17 protein-coding genes are annotated in these 19,927 nt (G+C 37.0%); all 17 read right to left on the reverse strand.

Annotated features, from left to right (window positions below):
- Positions 1-5 precede the first annotated feature (5 nt).
- Positions 6-1,241 (reverse strand): GTPase HflX, encoded by a 1,236-nt coding sequence (gene hflX / locus D9782_RS16210; RefSeq protein ID WP_026680975.1) that lies wholly within the window; start codon positions 1,239-1,241, stop codon positions 6-8.
- Positions 1,242-1,333: 92 nt separating this feature from the next.
- On the reverse strand, positions 1,334-2,257 hold the full coding sequence (locus D9782_RS16215) for an AAA family ATPase (RefSeq protein WP_026680974.1): 924 nt from the start codon (positions 2,255-2,257) through the stop codon (positions 1,334-1,336).
- A gap of 533 nt (positions 2,258-2,790) precedes the next feature.
- Complete coding sequence (gene hfq / locus D9782_RS16220) at positions 2,791-3,015, reverse strand: RNA chaperone Hfq (protein ID WP_026680973.1); 225 nt, start codon at positions 3,013-3,015, stop codon at positions 2,791-2,793.
- Between the two features lie 38 nt (positions 3,016-3,053).
- Entirely contained in the window at positions 3,054-3,989 is a 936-nt protein-coding gene (gene miaA, locus D9782_RS16225) for a tRNA (adenosine(37)-N6)-dimethylallyltransferase MiaA (protein ID WP_121605200.1), read from the reverse strand.
- A gap of 24 nt (positions 3,990-4,013) precedes the next feature.
- On the reverse strand, positions 4,014-4,463 hold the full coding sequence (locus D9782_RS16230; RefSeq protein WP_026680971.1) for a Dps family protein: 450 nt from the start codon (positions 4,461-4,463) through the stop codon (positions 4,014-4,016).
- Positions 4,464-4,523: 60 nt separating this feature from the next.
- The gene (gene mutL, locus D9782_RS16235; protein WP_026680970.1) at positions 4,524-6,383 is read right to left on the reverse strand and encodes a DNA mismatch repair endonuclease MutL; all 1,860 of its coding nucleotides are present in this window, start codon (positions 6,381-6,383) and stop codon (positions 4,524-4,526) included.
- 19 nt (positions 6,384-6,402) lie between these two features.
- Positions 6,403-8,994, reverse strand: a complete 2,592-nt coding sequence (gene mutS, locus D9782_RS16240) for a DNA mismatch repair protein MutS (protein ID WP_026680969.1) — start codon at positions 8,992-8,994, stop codon at positions 6,403-6,405.
- Positions 8,995-9,142: 148 nt separating this feature from the next.
- Complete coding sequence (locus tag D9782_RS16245) at positions 9,143-9,709, reverse strand: outer spore coat protein CotE (RefSeq protein WP_026680968.1); 567 nt, start codon at positions 9,707-9,709, stop codon at positions 9,143-9,145.
- Between the two features lie 145 nt (positions 9,710-9,854).
- A complete protein-coding gene (locus tag D9782_RS16250; protein WP_026680967.1) occupies positions 9,855-10,283 on the reverse strand; it encodes a YlbF/YmcA family competence regulator in 429 nt (142 codons plus the stop codon).
- A gap of 1 nt (position 10,284) precedes the next feature.
- Positions 10,285-11,853 (reverse strand): tRNA (N6-isopentenyl adenosine(37)-C2)-methylthiotransferase MiaB, encoded by a 1,569-nt coding sequence (miaB, locus tag D9782_RS16255; protein ID WP_121605201.1) that lies wholly within the window; start codon positions 11,851-11,853, stop codon positions 10,285-10,287.
- A 727-nt stretch (positions 11,854-12,580) separates the two neighbouring features.
- Positions 12,581-12,841 (reverse strand): stage V sporulation protein S, encoded by a 261-nt coding sequence (locus D9782_RS16260; protein ID WP_021291504.1) that lies wholly within the window; start codon positions 12,839-12,841, stop codon positions 12,581-12,583.
- Positions 12,842-12,947: 106 nt separating this feature from the next.
- Entirely contained in the window at positions 12,948-13,745 is a 798-nt protein-coding gene (locus D9782_RS16265) for a TIGR00282 family metallophosphoesterase (protein WP_121605202.1), read from the reverse strand.
- Between the two features lie 141 nt (positions 13,746-13,886).
- Positions 13,887-15,449, reverse strand: a complete 1,563-nt coding sequence (gene rny / locus D9782_RS16270) for a ribonuclease Y (RefSeq protein WP_026680965.1) — start codon at positions 15,447-15,449, stop codon at positions 13,887-13,889.
- Positions 15,450-15,912: 463 nt separating this feature from the next.
- Complete coding sequence (gene recA, locus D9782_RS16275) at positions 15,913-16,950, reverse strand: recombinase RecA (protein ID WP_121605203.1); 1,038 nt, start codon at positions 16,948-16,950, stop codon at positions 15,913-15,915.
- Positions 16,951-17,125: 175 nt separating this feature from the next.
- The gene (locus D9782_RS16280; RefSeq protein WP_121605204.1) at positions 17,126-18,373 is read right to left on the reverse strand and encodes a competence/damage-inducible protein A; all 1,248 of its coding nucleotides are present in this window, start codon (positions 18,371-18,373) and stop codon (positions 17,126-17,128) included.
- On the reverse strand, positions 18,370-18,948 hold the full coding sequence (pgsA, locus tag D9782_RS16285) for a CDP-diacylglycerol--glycerol-3-phosphate 3-phosphatidyltransferase (RefSeq protein WP_026680962.1): 579 nt from the start codon (positions 18,946-18,948) through the stop codon (positions 18,370-18,372). The genes D9782_RS16280 and pgsA overlap by 4 nt, the downstream gene beginning before the upstream one ends.
- Before the next feature lie 73 nt (positions 18,949-19,021).
- On the reverse strand, positions 19,022-19,921 hold the full coding sequence (locus tag D9782_RS16290; RefSeq protein WP_121605205.1) for a helix-turn-helix domain-containing protein: 900 nt from the start codon (positions 19,919-19,921) through the stop codon (positions 19,022-19,024).
- Positions 19,922-19,927: the final 6 nt, after the last annotated feature.

Below are 19,927 nucleotides of genomic sequence, written 5' to 3' on the forward strand. Positions count from 1 at the left end.
TGTCTTTACTCCTCTAATATACGATTTAATGGATGATCATGACGCATATATCCATAAACTTGAAATATATTTGTCATTTCATCGAATATTTTATGTTCTACAATGGTTTCTTTTTCTAATTGATGGATAAGCTTACCTTGATCAGGATCTAACTTTACGTTATACCGCTGCCACGCTTCCTTCAATAAACGTTCGATAGTTGATACTAATCGAACGACATCTGATGACTCATATGCACTTATAACAAGATGCGGCTGATTGATTGGAATAACATCCTGCTTAAGTAAATCCTTTTTATTATAAACCGTTAGCATTGGAATCGATTGTGCATTTAATTCTTTAAGCAATTGCATAACGGTATCCTGTTGTTGATCCTGATCCGGATGAGAGCCATCTACAACATGTAATAAGAAGTCCGCTTCAGTTACTTCCTCTAGCGTAGATTTGAATGCTGCAATTAAAGCTGTTGGCAAATCTTGTAGAAAGCCGACGGTATCCGTTATAAGCACTTGTAGCCCTGCAGGTAATTGGATTTTCCGCGTTAGCGGATCTAACGTTGCAAACAATTGATCTTCTTCTAAAGAATTACTATGTGTTAATCGATTAAACAAAGTGGATTTTCCAGCGTTTGTATAACCAACAATGGCTATTTGAAAGACATCCTTAGTTTTCCTCCGCTTCCGATATTGTTCACGCTGCTTTACGACCGTTTCTAAACGCTTTTTAATATCATAAATCCGCTGGCGTATATGGCGCTGATCCGTCTCTAATTTTGTTTCACCAGGACCTCTAGTTCCAATACCTGCACCTAGTCTAGACATTTCAACTCCTTGACCTCGGAGTCTCGGTAGCGCATATTCTAGCTGTGCAAGCTCTACCTGCAGTTTCCCTTCTTTTGTTCTTGCTCGCATAGCAAAAATGTCCAAAATTAATTGGCTTCGATCGATAATTCGAACACCTAATAAGCTCGCCAAATTTCTTAATTGGCCAGCAGACAGCTCATCATTTGATATAACTAAATCGATATCTAGTTCATCAATTATCGAACGAATTTCCTTTATCTTTCCAGATCCAATATATGTAGCAGGGTGGATTCGATCCCGCTTTTGCGTCATAATTTGTTTTACATCTCCACCAGCAGTATGGCTTAAAGATGTGAGTTCTTGAAGCGAAGAGGCGAACCGCTCTTCATCTTGATTTGGCTTTTTTACAGCAATTACTACGATTTTTTCATCTGCCACAAACAGAACCTCTTTCCTTTCAGCTTCTTTGTTAGATATTTTAGTGGCTGTTCACCTTTTCTATCTTACCAAACAATTCTATAATAACAAAATTACATGGCGTTAATTTGTAAATCTTTAGCAGTTAAATGAATCAAATCATCGGCTGTAAAGTGTTCATTTGCCAATAACCGCATTGCATGCATCCGAATCGAATTTTCAATCACATTTCGAACATATCTAGCATTGGCAAAGTTTCTATTGTATTCTTTCGTTTTCATATATAAATGAGCCTTTAATTCTAATTCAGCTTCCCTTGTCAATTGGTAATCTCGTTCAACAGCCATACGCTTCGCAATAGACAGCAACTGACCTGCTTCATAATTCTTAAAATCTAAAATAAAGGGAAACCTTGATTGTAAGCCAGGATTTAGAGTTAGAAAACGCTCCATCTCATATGGGTAACCTGCTAATATCAAGACAAAATCATGCTGATTATCCTCCATGTGTTTTACTAATGTATCAATTGCTTCCTTTCCGAAATCCTTCTCCCCACCTCTTGCCAGCGAATACGCCTCATCAATAAACAAAACTCCGCCTTGCGCTTTTTGGATAATGGATCGCGTTTTTTGTGCAGTTTGCCCAATATATTCCCCTACTAGATCCGCTCTTTCAGCCTCTATACAATGTCCTTTTGTTAATAAATTCATTTCAAAATACAACTTAGCTAGCTTTCTAGCTACGGTTGTTTTTCCTGTACCGGGGTTTCCTTTAAATAGCATATGCAGAACTTGCTTTGTATCTTGTAAGCCAAGCTCCCTTCTCTTTTCATTGATAACAACAGTGGCATAGATTTCTTTGATTCGTTCTTTTAATTCATTCATACCCACAAATGATGAAAATGCCTGATCAATATGTTTAAAAGGATTGTTTTTGAATCCTTTTTCTAAATTACGTTTCGTTGATACTGCAGACTTTCTTTCTTGTAAAATGATATTTACTTGCCCGTTTTTATTCCTAATCATTTGTGTTTCCATGTCATCACCCCTCAGTCATTCTAGTATACGCACATATGAAAAAGGTGTGACATTTGCCCATAAAAAGGACTGCTTTTAATCGAATAAAATATTCAACCAATAGAAAATGTTGGAAAAAAGGATTGTTTTGATTATAGTAGCATTTATGAATATAAGAGTAAATTTAGTAAACTTTGAAACCAAATCCTTGAGTTGGAAAGTTTTAAGAAAAACTGATTTGTTTATATTTCTCATGTTAACGATTCGTATTTCAACTTTCTCAGATTGTCTTTAAAAATGTAGCAATTGCATCGATACCGATATTCTTTTCCCCAGCTCTTACCACTATGTCTCATCAATAAACGATAGGGAGCTATCCCAAGAGATAGCTCCCTATCTATACAACTAGAAAATACGCCATTCACGACTACCTACCACACACGAGCAAGCCTACTCCATGCAGGTTTCAAACGAACACTCTTCCTTCAGTAGCCCCTTATAAATTCCAGTCGTTGTATTTTAATGTACCTTATGTGACATCCCAGTTTGTATTGTTATTCCTTGTCCAATTCAACATTTTTAACTGGGGAAAAGGTAGAAATAGCGTGTTTGAAAATTAATTGCTGCTTACCGTCTGTTTCCATTAAAACTGTAAAATTATCAAACGCTTTTATGATTCCTCGCAATTGAAAACCATTTGTCAAAAATACAGTAACCGAAATATGATTTTTCCTCAGCTGATTTAAATATTGGTCTTGAATATTCACGGTTTGCGCCATAATACTTCCTCCTCATTTCTGTCTATATATAATATTTTCTACCTATCTTTTAAGAATCCTGCAAGATCATCTAAAATATTTCTAAATTTTTCATTAATTGTGTCAGAAGATAACGAATACCATGTAACATTCATTTTATTTCTAAACCATGTATATTGCCGTTTCGCATATCTTCGAGAATTTCGTTTCAATAAACAAATAGCATCTTCCAATGATTGTTCTCCGCGGAGATAAGGAATAAATTCTTTATAACCGATCGCCCGCATGGCTTGTGTATCTCCATAGCCCTGTATATATAAGCGATTAACTTCTTCTAGTAACCCTTGTTCTATCATTGAATCAACACGTTGATTAATACGGGTATACAGCGTTTCTCTTTCCATTTCCAGTCCAATTAACTTTATATCATAAGGTGAGTCTAACTCCTGTAGTTCTTGATATTCAGACATTGTAGTTCCTGTTGTTTCATAGATTTCAAGTGCACGTATCACGCGTCGATGATTATTGGGATGAATTTTGGTTGCTTGTTTTGGATCGATTTTCTTTAAACGTGCATATAAAGGGTCAATTCCCTTCGTATGTAATTCGTTTTCCAGCCTTTTCGTAACTGTTTCATCTTTTTTATGTGATGGAAAGTTATAGTTATACAATGCTGCTTGAATATATAAGCCGCTCCCACCAACTATAATTGGCAGCATACCATCCGCTGTGATCGTTTCAATATACATGTTAACATGTTTCTTAAAGTCAGCGGCTGAAAATGCTTCATCTGGATTTTTTATATCAATCATATAATGCGGAATCCCTTGCATCTCTTCCGCCGTTATTTTTGCCGTCCCAATATCCATCCCTTGATAAACCTGCATGGAGTCACCGCTGATGATTGCCCCGTGATATTCTTTTGCAATTGAAATACTTAATTTTGTTTTACCTACTGCTGTAGGTCCAACAATTGCAATAACCTTTTTTTTCATTAGTATTCCCCTAATTGTATATCTTTATTCATAAGCTATGTAAGCTTTTGACATCCAAATGTATTTTTCTAATTTGGCTTGTATTGAAATCAACAGATCCTCTGTTGGTGCATCCTCGTGATCTCTAGCCTCTATTAACCCCTCTTTGCGAATTTCAGCTATCAATTGCTGAAAATCATGAATCAACTGCTCCATCATTTCATTTTCTTTGTCGTCTGCATTCGCCTCTTCTAGCGTCGCTTCCTTCACATACTTCATCATTGTTGCTAAGGGCTTTCCTTCAATCATAAGAATTCGCTCTGCTATCTTATCTAAATCTTGCGCAACATCCTCATACATTTCTTCAAACTGTGCATGTAGTTGAAAGAAATGCCTTCCTTGAACAAACCAATGGTATCGATGTAATTTTACATATAAAACAAAATAATTAGAAAGCAATTGATTAAGAAACTGTATGAGCTTTTGATTTTCCATAATACACACACCTCTCTTATTTTTTTTAGTATGAGCGAGGTGTGGTTATCTTTATACATATTACATGACACGTTTGAACATTTTTTCTAATTCATAGGTGGAAAAATGTACGATAATAGGTCTTCCATGTGGACATGTAAACGGATCCTCCGTATTACGTAAATCCTCAAGCAAATGATACATCTCATCTTGATTTAGATAGTGATTAGCTTTTATGGAACGCTTGCACGACATTAAAATAGCAGCATCTTCCCGTATCTTTTCGACATTTACTTTTTCTTCATTCATTATTTGATCAACCATTTCACGAATAACTTCTTCTTCAAACCCATTCGGAAACCAAACTGGATGTGAACGAATAATATATGTTTGATGACCAAAAGACTCAAAAAACAGCCCTGCTTGTTTTAATTCTTCCTTATATTGTTCAATCCAAATCGACTCTTCCTTCGAAAAATCAAAGGTTAATGGTATCAGAAGCTCTTGAGATTCGTTTATCGGCTTTCCAAGCTTGCGTTTAAAAAACTCATACTTTACTCTCTCTTGCGCTGCATGCTGATCGACCATGTACAATCCATTTTCATTTTGGGCTAAGATATATGTGCCTTGTAGCTGGCCAATCGGATACATAACTGGTACACGTCGAATATGTTGAGTAGCTTCAAGCCTGTCTTCTACTTCTGGAACTGTTGGCGACTTCTCTGCACTATTCTCCGCTTTCGATGTAACCTGTTCTATTTGCAAATCAGGTTGCAAGTCTTCCGTTTCTTGTTCCGCTTCAGGAGTAGATACTTGATGAATAGGTTGCTGACCTTCGTAAATTTTTTCATTACTCCAAGCTTGCTTACGCGGCTTTTCAATTTGGTCATTAAACGATAAAGAATCCTGTACTGTTTTTTCTCGTACGATCGGCTTTTGTTGGATTTCAGGAATTAAGGTAATATCTTTAAACTTACTTTTTATCGTGTTTTCAATGGCAGTAAATAATTCTTTGTCCTTACTAAAGCGAACCTCCAATTTTGTCGGGTGTACGTTTACATCGACTAATATAGGGTCCATTTGAATGGTTAGGACAACAATTGGTGATCTGCCAATCGGCAATAACGTATGATAAGCTCTAAGAATAGCCTGATTTAACGGAATGCTTCTGATATACCTACCATTAATGATGGTGGACATATAATTTCGAGATGCCCTTGTTACTTCAGGTTTAGCTATATATCCTTCAATAGAGAAATCTAATGTTTTATGATTTACATAGAGCATTTGCTTCGCTACATTCATACCATAAACTTGGGATATTACCTGTAACAAGTCTCCTGTACCTGCTGTCTTAAACAAACCCTTTCCATTATGTGTTACTTCAAAGCGAACCTCCGGGTGGGATAATGCCAAGCGGTTAAGCAAATCCGTTATATGCCCTAACTCTGTGTGAATCGTCTTCATATATTTTAATCTAGCTGGAGTATTAAAAAATAAATCACTTACTGTTATTTCTGAACCCTTTCTCGCCGCTGTTTTCTTTTTCTCCGCTACCTTCCCACCATCTAAAACTAACAAAGTACCCGCTTCATCTCCTGTGGAAGTTTGAACGGTTAGTTTACTAACAGAAGCAATACTAGCAAGAGCCTCCCCGCGGAACCCCAATGTTTTCACGTGGAATAGATCTGTTTCATTTTTTATTTTACTCGTTGCATGACGAAGAAATGCTCTTTCACAATCGGCTTCAGTCATCCCTTCACCATTATCCGTTACTTTTATTTCTTGAAGCCCTGCCTCCATAATCTCAATTTTAATCCATGTACTGTTTGCATCAATACTGTTCTCAACCAGTTCTTTCACTACAGAAGCAGGTCGTTCCACAACTTCGCCAGCAGCTATCTTATTTGCAAGTGCCTCTGGCATTTGTATGATCTTCATGCAAACAATCCTTTCTACATTATTTTTTAATCATTTTCTGTAAGCGATATAATTCATTCATTGCATCCATCGGTGTCATGTCAAACAAATCGATTGCTTTTAATTCCTCTATAACCGGACTTTCCACTTTTGCCTTCGAACTACTGGCTTTATTTGGTGCTTCCGCTTCAGTAAATAGTGATAGCTGTCCAGTAGAATTTGTTTCTTGTGCGGAGGGCAACGAAGTAGGCTTTGCCCCTTTACCTTCTAATTCGTTTAATATTTCACTTGCCCGTTCAATTAACGGGTTTGGTAAATCTGCTAATTTAGCAACATGAATACCATAGCTTTCATCTGCGGCACCTTGTTTAATCTGATGCAGAAAGACAACATTTCCTTCGTATTCCTCAGCACGTACGTGAATATTTTTCAAATTTGCTAACGTGTTCTCTAATGCAGTCAGTTCATGATAGTGCGTAGAAAATAGGGTTTTTGCATGAATATGGTTATGAATGTATTCGATAATCGCTTGTGCAAGTGCCATACCATCATACGTGCTTGTCCCACGACCAATTTCATCAAGTAAAATTAAACTTTTATCCGTAGCATTTGCGATTGCATGATTTGCTTCAAGCATTTCTACCATAAATGTACTTTGCCCTGCTACGAGATCATCAGCAGCGCCAATTCTAGTAAATATTTGATCAAATAATGTCAATTCAGCAGATTCACACGGTACAAAACAACCGATCTGCCCCATAATTACGGTTAATGCCAGCTGCCGCATATACGTACTCTTCCCTGACATATTCGGTCCCGTTATTAATAAGATATTATTTTCCTCATCAAGATCAATATTATTCGGAACAAACGAGCCTTCCTTCATGACCTGCTCGATCACGGGATGTCTACTTTGTCTAATCTGCAATTGGTGGTTCATTGCAAATGTAGGCCTCACATAGTTATTTGCTTCGCTTACCGTAGCAAACCCTTGAAGGACGTCAATATGACTGATGGCATCAGCCAAGCGCTGTAATTCCGGTATATATGCTTTCATCTGATCACGAATCTCTATAAATAGCTGATATTCCAGTTCTACGCTTTTTTCTTCTGCTTCCAGGATTAGCTGCTCTTTTTCCTTTAATTCAGGGGTTATAAATCGTTCTGCATTTGTTAATGTTTGTTTTCTATGATATCTACCTTCAGGAAGTAAATGTAAATTTGCTTTTGTAACTTCAATATAATATCCAAATACACGATTATAACCAATTTTCAATGACTTAATATTTGTTTCCTGTTTCTCCTTTTGCTCTAATGCCGCAATCCATTGCTTGCCATTTCTAGAGGCATCCTTATACGTATCTAATTGTTGGTGATAGCCATCCTTAATGATCCCTCCTTCTTTTACAGAAATCGGTGGATCATCTACTAAACTTTTATCTAATAAATCAACAATATGTGTAGGATAATAAAAGTTTTGTGCAAGCCTTTGAATCTCAGGCTGTGAAAATTGCTCCAAAAGAGCTTTAAGATGTGGTATTTTTTTCAATGATTCTCGTAATTGAATAAGATCTCTTGCGTTCACATTCCCGAATGCTATTCTTCCAGCGAGTCGTTCTAAATCGTATACGGATTTCAGTATTTCTCGCAAATCATCTCTTTCCATAAATTGCTGATACAAACCATCTACGATCTCTAAACGTTCTTCAATAAGCGTTCGATTTAATAACGGCCTTTCCAGCCATTTTTTTACCATCCGAGAGCCCATTGCTGTTACTGTCTTATCCAATACCCAGAGTAAGCTACCACGCTTTTCTTTTTTCATCATTGTTTCCGTAAGCTCTAGGTTGCGCTTTGAGTACATATCCAATGAGAGATAGTTATCTAATTCAATAAGTTCTGCTTGCTGCATGTGATCAAGCGAACGCTTTTGCGTGTGTTGAATATAATTTAACAATCTGCTAAAAGCATTTAAAAGCCGTTCATCATGAAGGTTATTACATAAATCACGATATTCCGCATTAAAGGTTACTTCATCTTGATAGGATAGCGTCACCTTTAACCTTTCACGCAATTGAGTTTGTAAATCCTCATCTAATTTAGAGGAAACTACAATTTCTCGAATTGGCTGGTTATACAATTCATGTATGACTCCACTCCAATCCGTTTCGAACAGTGCAATCCGATTCTCTCCAGTTGATAGATCACTATAAACAACAACATAGCTATTTTCAAAATGAGAAAGACTAGCAATGAAATTATTTTCCTTTTCATTTAGCATGTTTTTCTCCATGACTGTTCCGGGAGTTATTAATTGAATTACTTCTCGCTTTACAACTCCTTTAGCAACTTTCGGATCTTCTACTTGTTCACATATTGCAACCTTATATCCCTTTTCTACTAGAATTTTTATGTAATTTTCTGCTGAGTGGTATGGCACGCCGCACATCGGAATTGGATCATCACTATTCGAATCTCTTTTGGTTAGTGTAATCTCTAGCTCTCTTGCCGCTAATACAGCATCGTCAAAAAACATCTCATAAAAATCACCGAGTCGAAAGAAGAGAAATGCATCTTTATGTTCTGCTTTAATTCTTAAATATTGTTCCATCATTGGTGTTTGCTTTGCCATGTTTTATCCCCCAAAAAGCACAATTATTCTTTTGTCATTATAGCATACAATAGGTTTGCGATACGATAAATCTATTTGTATTTACATTCATGCCTAATTTAGCTATTTTACAAAAAAATTACGAGGAATATAATCCCCCGTAATTTTTTTAATCCTTCTTATCAAGAAAATCTGGCTCTACACTATCTAATTCATCATCTGTTAATTCAAAATCCCAACTATCACTGTCATCATCATCAAATTTTTCACGCTTTGGATCAACTCTTACAGCAATTTTGGTATCACCAATTACCTGCACAATAAATTCCCTTTCAATTTCCACCACAATTTTATGCCCTTTATTCGCAATATTACACTCTAAACAATTTGGTTGCTGTACGACCTTAGCAATAACATCAAAGTCATCGTTTAGGCAATGATCATCCTTTACGGAAAGAGGAATAATATCGCAATACGTTACTCTTTCTGTTATTGCTTCTGTTTTCGTATTATCATTATACGAATACCAAATATTAATGTCATAGCTACCATTAACTTCAACAGTGTCTTCTGACTTTTTCTTAGCATTGTACAGGTGGTTAATTACCCAGCACCCCAAAATACTAGAAGGTCTATGTGATGGCGAAATGGAATGTGATGCTTGCGTGAATTTGCGACCTTTTCCACATACCGCTTTCGTAATGATCTCTCTATATTCTTTATCTAGAAAAGTCATAATTACCTTTACCTCCTCTTTTTTCATAGTCATTTTATGCAAGACAAATACCTAAAGTGCATAGCTATTTATGAAAAGGAGGAAAGTTATGTAGGAATTTTACATACGAAATCAGACAGGAAATCATTTCCCTGTCTGATTGTCATTAATGACTACAGCCAGATTTGTTTTTCAATTTCGACCCTGTTTCTCCTGCCAAAATATCGCCACCAGTTGACTGAATAACATTATTCGTAACTTCTCTGGCGATGGTTCCAGTTACGAGTTGTAATACATCGTTCACGACCACTTGTGTTTCTTTGAATTCTTGAACAACTGGTATCGCATCGATTTCAGCTTGAAAGATATCGATTTGCTCTTCAACTTTCTTTAATGCTTCCTTTTTATCATAAGCCTGTAAGTTGACAGCTTGCTTCTGTAGTGCCTTTATTTTTGTAATAAGCTGCTGCACTTTCTTATTCTCATTTATTTTAGCTTCTACTTGTTTAAAGCGATCTATTTCTGCTGTATTTGCAAGCATACTTGCTAATTTTTTTGCTTCCTCAAGTACCTGTTTACGAGTATATTCTGCCATGCTATTCCACCTCAACCATTTTTTCTACCATTATACCATTTAATGACCACGTTTTCGCTTCTGTTACTTTTACTTCAACTATCTTACCAATTGCAGATTTCGGTCCTTTAAAGTTCACTAGCTTGTTTTTCTCTGTATAGCCAGCGAGAACATTTGGATCTTTCTTACTTTCACCTTCAACAAGAACCTTAACAACCCTATCTTGGTATGTTTTCATTGAAGCAGCAGATTGTTTGTTAACAAGCTCATTTAAGCGATATAAACGTTGTTTTTTCACTTCCTCAGGTACATCATCTTTTTTACGTGCTGCAGGTGTGCCCTCTCTTGGTGAATAAATAAATGTGTAGGCAGCTTCAAAGCCAACCTCTTCCACTAAACTCATCGTTTCTTCAAATTGTTCCTCTGTCTCATTTGGGAAGCCAACTATGATATCAGTTGTTAATGTAGCATTTGGCATTGCTTCTCGAATCTTACGAACAAGCTCCAAGTAAGATTCTCTTGTGTATTTTCGATTCATTTTTTTCAATATTTCACTGCTTCCTGATTGAACAGGCAGATGAATATGATCAAGCAGATTTCCACCTTGAGCAAGTACTTCGATTAATCGATCATCAAAATCTCTAGGGTGTGATGTCGTAAATCGAACTCTCGGTATGTCAATACGATGAAGATCATCCATTAAGTCTCCAAGCCCATAAGTAATATCATCAAAATCCTTTCCATAGGCATTTACATTTTGACCTAATAACGTAACTTCTTGATATCCTTGAGCAGCCAAATGACGAACCTCTTGAATAATATCCTCAGGCCTTCGACTTCGCTCCTTTCCGCGTGTCATTGGAACAATACAATACGTACAAAACTTGTCACAGCCATACATAATGTTAACCCATGCTTTAATTTTACCTTTTCTGGCCTTCGGAAGATTTTCAATAACATCTCCTTCTTTAGACCATACTTCTACAATCTTTTCTTTGCCAAACATGGCTTCTTTCACAAGGTGTGGTAGGCGATGAATATTATGCGTACCAAATATTAAGTCTACGTGCTGGTGTTTCTTTAAAATTCGGTTTACCACTGACTCCTCTTGAGACATACAACCACATACTCCAAGTATGAGATCTGGCTTTTCTAATTTTAATGGCTTCAAATGACCGATTTCACCGAACACTTTGTTTTCTGCATTTTCTCTTATTGCGCAAGTGTTAAGAAGTATAATATCCGCTTCATTTGTATCCGAAGTGGATTCATACCCCATTTCCGTTAAAATTCCAGCCATCACTTCTGTATCATGTTCATTCATTTGACAACCGTATGTACGTATTAAAAACTTCTTTCCTTCACCAATTTTCTCCATGTCTTCTGGGATAGCAAAATCATAATGAACATTAATCTTGTCCCGGCCACGTTTTCGTGCCTTATTTAGGTTAGGTGGTTCATAGGTAGTTTCAAAGTATTTTGCAAAATCAGCACTTGTTTTTTCACTTAACGGTTTATCCTGTCCGGATTTTCTGTCCGCGGCATCCAGCTGTTTAATTTGCGCTTGTTGTTTACGCTGTTCTTCGTTCATCTTTATGCTCCTCTCTATCATTCAATCATCGCAAATAAGTCCAATTATTATAGTATAATGCTTCGCACTTATTTTAACAATATCTATCCGTTTCCCGCCACTAAAAACTTCTTTCTGACAGTGAAAGATTACGAAATATGTCACTCTTTTATAGCATAGTCAAATCAAATAAAATGAAACTTCAATCAGTGGAGGTGATTTGTTCATCACTTAGTACCACAAGGGTATGACCTTAAGGACTTTGAACCAATCGGACATTTACTGGCAAACGGTCCCCCACTTACATAATGGTTTCACTTTATTCTTTGAAGTAGGATATTACTGCCAGTTATATATGAGCTAAATATGAAATCACATGAATCAAATTTCATCATGCCAAGCAGAAATGATCTGCTTGCTATTAATGGGACACAGTTGGTACCCTTCTCTCGTTCTATCTAATCTTCTTGAAAGAAAAAGTAAAACAGAACAAAAGTGAAAGCACCCGATTAGAAGCGTAGCGGCTGGAGCGAGCCGACGGAGATAAAAGAATCACGATTGAATTTGCAAGTCGATGATGACTTAGATTAGGACGATTCGTGAAGTAGCCTCGTTTCTGGGCGCTGGAGCTCAACATTCTCATAGTTATCCACATGGGCAAACTTTATAATTTCCTATAATTTTCTAGACAATAAAAAAGTGCTACGCTTTACGTAACACTCTAATCTTCGTAATTCAGCTTATCATGCTAACGAGGTTCTACGATTAATTTAATTGCTGTACGTTCTTCATCATCAATTAAAATATCAGTAAATGCCGGAATACAGATGAGGTCAACTCCACTTGGTGCAACAAATCCTCTAGCAATTGCTACTGCCTTTACAGCTTGATTTAATGCACCAGCGCCTATCGCTTGAATTTCTGCTGAGCCGCGTTCTCTTAAAACATTCGCAAGTGCACCTGCTACTGAATTGGGATTTGATTTTGCTGACACCTTTAATACTTCCATTACTAGTACCTCCTTCATTAACTATTATAGTTCTATTGCTACTATATTCCTGGAGATGTTAGCTTATTACCCTATTATGCATTAATAATTCGAAACATTCAAATAATCAATAAATAAACGGATGATCATCATTTATTAGAATGCGCTCCACCTTTGTTGCTTTCCCACTTTTATCATCAATCGTAACGAAAAAACCATTTAACTGACTTCTTCCCTTTTTTGTAATTTCAAAACGTACAGGCATGGAAGTTAAAAACCGTTGGATCACCGCTTCTTTCTCTACGCCTAATATTCCATCATACGGGCCCGTCATCCCTACATCGGATATATATGCAGTACCACCAGGCAATATGCGTTCATCAGCGGTTTGTGTATGCGTATGAGTACCAACGACTGCACTAGCACGACCGTCTACATACCATCCTAATGCCTGTTTTTCACTAGTTGCTTCGCCATGAAAATCTATAAAAATTATATTTGTTCGTTTTTTAGCTTCCTCTATTAATTGATCTGCTTTAGTAAACGGATCATCACTAGGTGGAAGGAATGTCCTTCCTTGTAAATTCATAACAGCGACTTCAATTCCATTAATATTTACATAAATAATTCCTTTTCCAGGATTATTTTCCGGAAAGTTCGCTGGACGGATCATATTCTTAGCATCGTCTATAAAATCATATATTTCCCGCTTATCCCATGTATGGTTTCCCATTGTAACAACTTGGGCTCCCCACTCCAGAAATTGTTTATAAATTTTTTCAGTTATTCCTTTACCTGATGCAGCATTTTCCCCATTAACAATAGTAAGATTTGGTCGATATTTCTCTTTTAACTTAGGCAAATATTCCTGTACCATATTTCTACCTGGAGAGCCAACGATATCTCCAATAAATAAAATTTTCATTAATCTTATCATCCTATCCTTTTGATTACTTTAAGTCTTTCATACCGTGTTTATCTTGTCAAAATTTCTAATCATTATGTAAGGAAAAATATGCAGTCATCCTTAAAATACGCAAAATAAAAAGCGGTCTATGACCACTTTTTATTTTGCATATTCAACAGCTCTCGTTTCCCTGATTACCGTTACTTTAATATGACCTGGGTAATCAAGTTCTCCTTCAATTCGCTTGCGGATGTCCCGTGCGATTCGAACGGATTCTACATCATCGATTTCATCAGGCTTTACCATAATGCGAATTTCTCTTCCCGCCTGAATAGCAAATGATTTTTCCACTCCAGTGAACGATTCAGAAATTTCTTCTAATTTCTCTAATCGCTTAATATAATTTTCCAACGTTTCACTTCTAGCACCAGGTCTTGCTGCAGATAGTGCGTCCGCTGCAGCAACCAATACTGAGATAATGGAAGTAGGCTCTTCATCGCCATGGTGAGAAGCTATCGAATTAATGACAACCTCATGTTCCTTATATTTCATTGCAAGTTCTTTACCAATTTCGACGTGACTTCCTTCCACTTCATGATCTATTGCTTTACCAATATCATGGAGTAGTCCCGCTCTTCTTGCCAATGTTTCATCTTCACCTAGTTCAGCAGCAAGCAATCCAGAAAGGTATGCAACCTCAGTTGAATGCTTCAATACATTTTGTCCATAGCTTGTACGATATTTTAATCTACCAAGAATCTTTATTAAGTCTGGATGTAAGCCATGTACACCTACTTCAAACGTTGTTTCTTCACCAATCTCACGTATATATTCATCTACGTCGCGTCTCGCCTTATCTACCATTTCCTCTATTCGTGCTGGATGTATTCTTCCATCTTGTACGAGTTTTTCTAAAGCGAGGCGAGCTGTTTCTCTTCTAATCGGATCAAATCCAGATAAAATTACTGCTTCTGGAGTATCATCAATAATTAAATCAATACCTGTCAGCGTTTCTAGCGTACGAATATTCCGCCCTTCACGACCAATAATTCGTCCTTTCATTTCATCATTAGGAAGGTTAACAACTGAGACGGTTGTTTCAGCAACGTGGTCAGCAGCACAGCGTTGTAAAGCTAACGATAGGATGCTTTTGGCTTTTTTATCTGCTTCTTCTTTTGCGCGATTCTCAGCCTCTTTTATTAATAATGCTGATTCATGCGCAACTTCTTGTTCGATTCTTTCAAGAATAATTTGTCTAGCCTGGTCTGTTGTATATCCTGAAATGCGTTCAAGCTCGGTTTGCTGCTCTTGTAATGTAGCTTCCACTTTGCTTTCCATTTCTTCAATTTGTTGTTGTTTTTCTGTTAACGACTGTTCTTTCCTCTCTAACATAAGCTCACGCTTGTCTAGTGTTTCACTTTTTCTGTCCAGATTTTCTTCTTTTTGCATCAGACGATTTTCTTGCTTTTGTACTTCGTTACGTCGTTCACGAAGTTCATCTTCGGTCTGTTGGCGAAGTTTATGATTTTCATCCTTCGCTTCAAGAAGCGCCTCTTTTTTGGAGGCATCTGCATTCCGATGTGCCTCATCAACGATTTGTTTAGCTAATGTTTCAGCACTAGAAATTTTAGCTTCAGCAATAGATTTACGAATCAGATAACCAACAACAATACCGACGATTAGGATTCCAAGCAAAATGGAGATGAGTAAAAGACTGTCCATGATTTCACCTCCTATTGCTATAAAGTTGTACAATTAAATTATTGTCGGCATGTAGCATTTTCAATGCGTGAAAACAATAAAATATATCATTGAAATGATAAATCTATACAGTATTAATTTTAATTGTGTAGAATGCGAATGTCAAGGAAACGTCACAAGTTGTCGCGATTACTTGTGTAAATAATGGAAATATACTTACTTTAGTTAAGAGATAGTAATATTTTTGTTAATAAGTGCTTTAGACAAACATAACTTCTCACTCAAAATACAAACAATTATTTTATCACTATGGGAATATAATCATCGCAACCTGAAATATATCCGTTTCCGCGGGAGTCTCGCTTATTTTAGGTGCTAAATTATTAATTCTAATCAAAAAAACGAACTATAATCAACTTTAACTAATTATAGCTCGTTTTGATTGTTTCTTATTTACTTTTATCCCAGACTTTTTAATTATTGACTAGACATCTAAACTTTCCTGACCGGCTTCTTCTACTTCTTCCTTTGGCTGATCATCAAGATTATAATGACTGCGAATAGCCTCATGAATTTCCGTCATCACATTCGTATTTTCTTTTAGGAACTGCTTCGCATTCTCTCGACCTTGACCAAGTCTTTCTTCATTATAAGAATACCAAGCACCGCTCTTAAGGACAATATCCAAATCTGATCCAATATCCAATATTTCTCCTTCTTTGGATATACCTTCTCCATACATAATATCTACTTCGGCTTGTTTAAATGGCGGTGCTACTTTATTTTTCACTACCTTAATTCTTGCCTTATTTCCTACCATATCATTGCCTTGTTTTAATGACTCTGCACGACGTACTTCTAATCTAACAGAGGAGTAGAATTTAAGTGCTCTTCCACCAGGTGTTGTTTCAGGATTACCAAACATGACGCCGACCTTTTCACGGATTTGGTTAATAAAAATGGCTGTTGTTTTTGATTTATTAATTGCACCAGAAAGCTTCCTTAAAGCCTGTGACATTAAACGAGCCTGAAGACCAACATGAGAGTCTCCCATTTCACCTTCTATTTCGGCTTTAGGAACTAACGCTGCAACAGAATCGACTACAATAATATCAACGGCACCACTACGAACTAACGCTTCGGCGATTTCTAATGCTTGCTCTCCTGTATCAGGCTGTGAAAGGAGTAATTCTTCAATATTCACTCCTAAAGCACGGGCATAAGTAGGGTCTAATGCGTGTTCTGCATCGATAAACGCAGCTTGTCCACCTTGACGCTGTGCTTCGGCAATAGCATGCAAAGCTACAGTTGTTTTACCAGAGGATTCTGGACCATAAATTTCAACTACTCTCCCTCTCGGATAACCTCCAATACCTAAGGCAACATCTAATGCTAGTGAACCACTCGGTATGGTAGCAATTTTTTGTTCAGCTTGTTCTCCAAGTTTCATAATGGAACCTTTACCGAATTGTTTCTCTATTTGTCTTAACGCCATATCTAAAGCTTGTTTTCTATCACTCAAAGCGTCGTCCTCCTTTAATAATCTACTTACATCATACATGGTTTTCGACCTTTTGCCAAGCAAAAAACGAATAAACGTTCCCTTTTTTAGAGGGGAATAACAAAAGGAAAAAGAATTATAGAATAGATTTCCGCGTAACTATGTAATTATCCATTCAATTATTCTGCTAACTTTATCATTTTAAATGATTGTACAAAAGCTCTAAACCTTTCTGAACAGTTCTTCTTCTTATCGTATCTCGATCTCCTTGAAATTGACATTTCTCTCTTATCGTATGTCCAGCTTGATCATATATAGCAATATATACTGTACCAACAGACTTTCCTTCTGTTTCTGAAGGTCCAGCAACTCCAGTAAACCCAATACCGATGGATGCATTGAGTTTCGTTGCTGCGTTTTTTGCCATTGCTAAAGCACATTCCTTACTAATAGCACCATATTCCTCAATCACCTGAGGTGGTACGCCTAAAACATTTTGTTTTACCTCGTTATTATATGAAACAATGCCTCCACGAAACACGTCAGAAACACCAGGAACAGATGAAAGCTTTCCGGAGAATAGTCCTCCTGTTAGACTTTCAGCAGTTGCTAGTTGTTTGCTATCTTTCCTTAGCAGTTCTACAATTTCCCCTTCTAGCGTGGCTTGATTGACTCCATAAAAATAGTGACCTACTAAATTTAAAATTTTTGATTTGGTTTTATCTAGTAATTCATCTACTTGTTGCTCTGATTCTCCATTAGCTGTTAACCGAATCACGATCCCATCATCCTGGGCTAACGGTGCAATAGTCGGATTTGTCTGGGCTTGAATCATGTCCCGCAGTTCATGTTCTAGCTTGGACTCACCTATTCCTATAAATTTTAATACGACAGATTTTATGATTTCATGCTGACTAACCATTTGCTGAATCGTTGGGAATACATGCTCGATAGCAAGTGATTTCATTTCCCTGGGAACACCAGGTAAAAATATCCATTTCCGACCTTCAAATGTTACCATCATCCCTGGAGCCATCCCTACACTGTTTTTCCAAACATCTGCTGTTTCAAAAACACGAGCCTGCTTTCGATTATTCGGGGTCATCTCAACGTCTTGCTTATGAAAATATGCTTGTATTTTATCCATGGAAGGCTTGTGTTCCACCATCGATAAATTCGATAATGCTTGAAAAGCCTCTCTTGTTAAGTCATCTTCTGTTGGCCCTAACCCACCAGTTACTAAAATAATATCGGATCGCAGATGTGCTTGTCTAAATGCCTCTTCGACGCGGCGTAGATTATCACCGACGACAACATGGTTATATATGTTAACTCCATACTGAGCAAGTTGCTGCGATAGCCATTGCGCATTCGTATTTGCAATCTGACCGAGCAGTAATTCTGTTCCTACAGCAATAATCTCAGCTTTCACTTTTTTGGTCATTTTGAATCCCTCATTACATGCCAGTTTTTCATGAAATAATCAACCCCAGATAAAATAGTAAAGAACAGGCTAATATACAGCATCCATTGTCCAAATGGAAATCCTATATAGGCAAACGGAAAATTATGCAGTAGTAATACTGCTATAGCAATCATCTGCGTTGCCGTTTTCAATTTACCCATACTCCCAGCTGCTAAAACAATTCCTTCACCAGCAGCAACAAGTCTAAGACCTGTGACTGCAAATTCTCTACTGATAATAATGATAACTACCCATGCTGGAGCTACCCCCATTTCTACCAGTATGATTAATGCTGCTGAAACAAGTAACTTATCTGCAAGCGGATCTAAAAACTTACCTAAATTTGTTACCAAATTGTATTTTCTTGCATAGTGGCCGTCAATCCAATCAGTAGCGGCGGCGACAATAAATAATAATCCAGCAACAAAATGAGTCAGAGGTAATTGAGCTTCACCAATGTCCCACGATCCCCAATCAAATGGCACACTCATTAAAATAATAAAAACTGGTATTAAAAGTATTCGAGATAACGTTATTTTATTTGGTACATTCATTTATACATCCTCCTCGTGTAAGCATCTATAAATTAAAACCCTTCCCAACAAGTTGAAAGGAAGGGCTTATCAGTTATTCAGCTTCTTGATTTAATTCTATCCATATATTTTGTCTTACGGTTTGTGGGTCAACTGGATATTCCATTTCCACTCCATTAATGGTAATCGTAAGTACAGATGCATTACCGATTTTGAAGAACACACGATCTTTCCCTGTAAGCTTCAGTTCTAAAGGTGATTTTTCCTCATTAAACATAGCCTCTTCAAAGAACGTTTCCCCATCTTCCGTTTTAACACCAAGCCATGTATCCCCTTCAGCTTCAAGAGTTGCCTCCACTTCCTCACCAGAATAATTGAAGGCAACAATCGATTCCGGAGTACTTCCTTCACCTTTCTCTATGACAGAAAAAGCTGCTTCTGATTCATCATTTTTATCGTTCTGAGCTTCATCACTTTCATCAGTTTTATTTTCTTCATCACTCTTTGTATCTTCTTCTGCTGGTTGTTTTGAACGTTTATCATCATTAATCACAACACTATCGTCTTCTTTCACTTCTTCATTATTAGCATTTCCCGACATATTTTGATTAATAAAGATCAAGGCAACTACGATAATACCAATAATTAGTAACACGACGATGATCGTAGGGAAGATCGAAAAGCTTGAAGGAGTCTTTTCGGCATTCGTCTCCTTACGAGTCCGTTGAATCCTACTTAGCTGCTCTCCATCAGGTTCTTCCGTTTTCGGTACTTCTTCTTTAAATTCTTCCATCAATTCATCCGGATCAAGTCCTACTGCATTTGCATATTCCTTAATAAATGCTCTTGCATAGAATTTTCCTGGTAGAATATGTAAATTACCTTCTTCTATGGCAAGTAAATACCTTTTTTGAATCTTTGTTGTTTCCTGCAAACTTTCTAATGAGAGGTTCTTTGCCTCCCTTGCTTCCTTTAGCCTTGCTCCAATTTCCATTTCAAA

The sequence above is a fragment of the Virgibacillus sp. Bac332 genome (genome assembly GCF_003667785.1).
Classification (GTDB): domain Bacteria; phylum Bacillota; class Bacilli; order Bacillales; family Amphibacillaceae; genus Virgibacillus; species Virgibacillus salarius.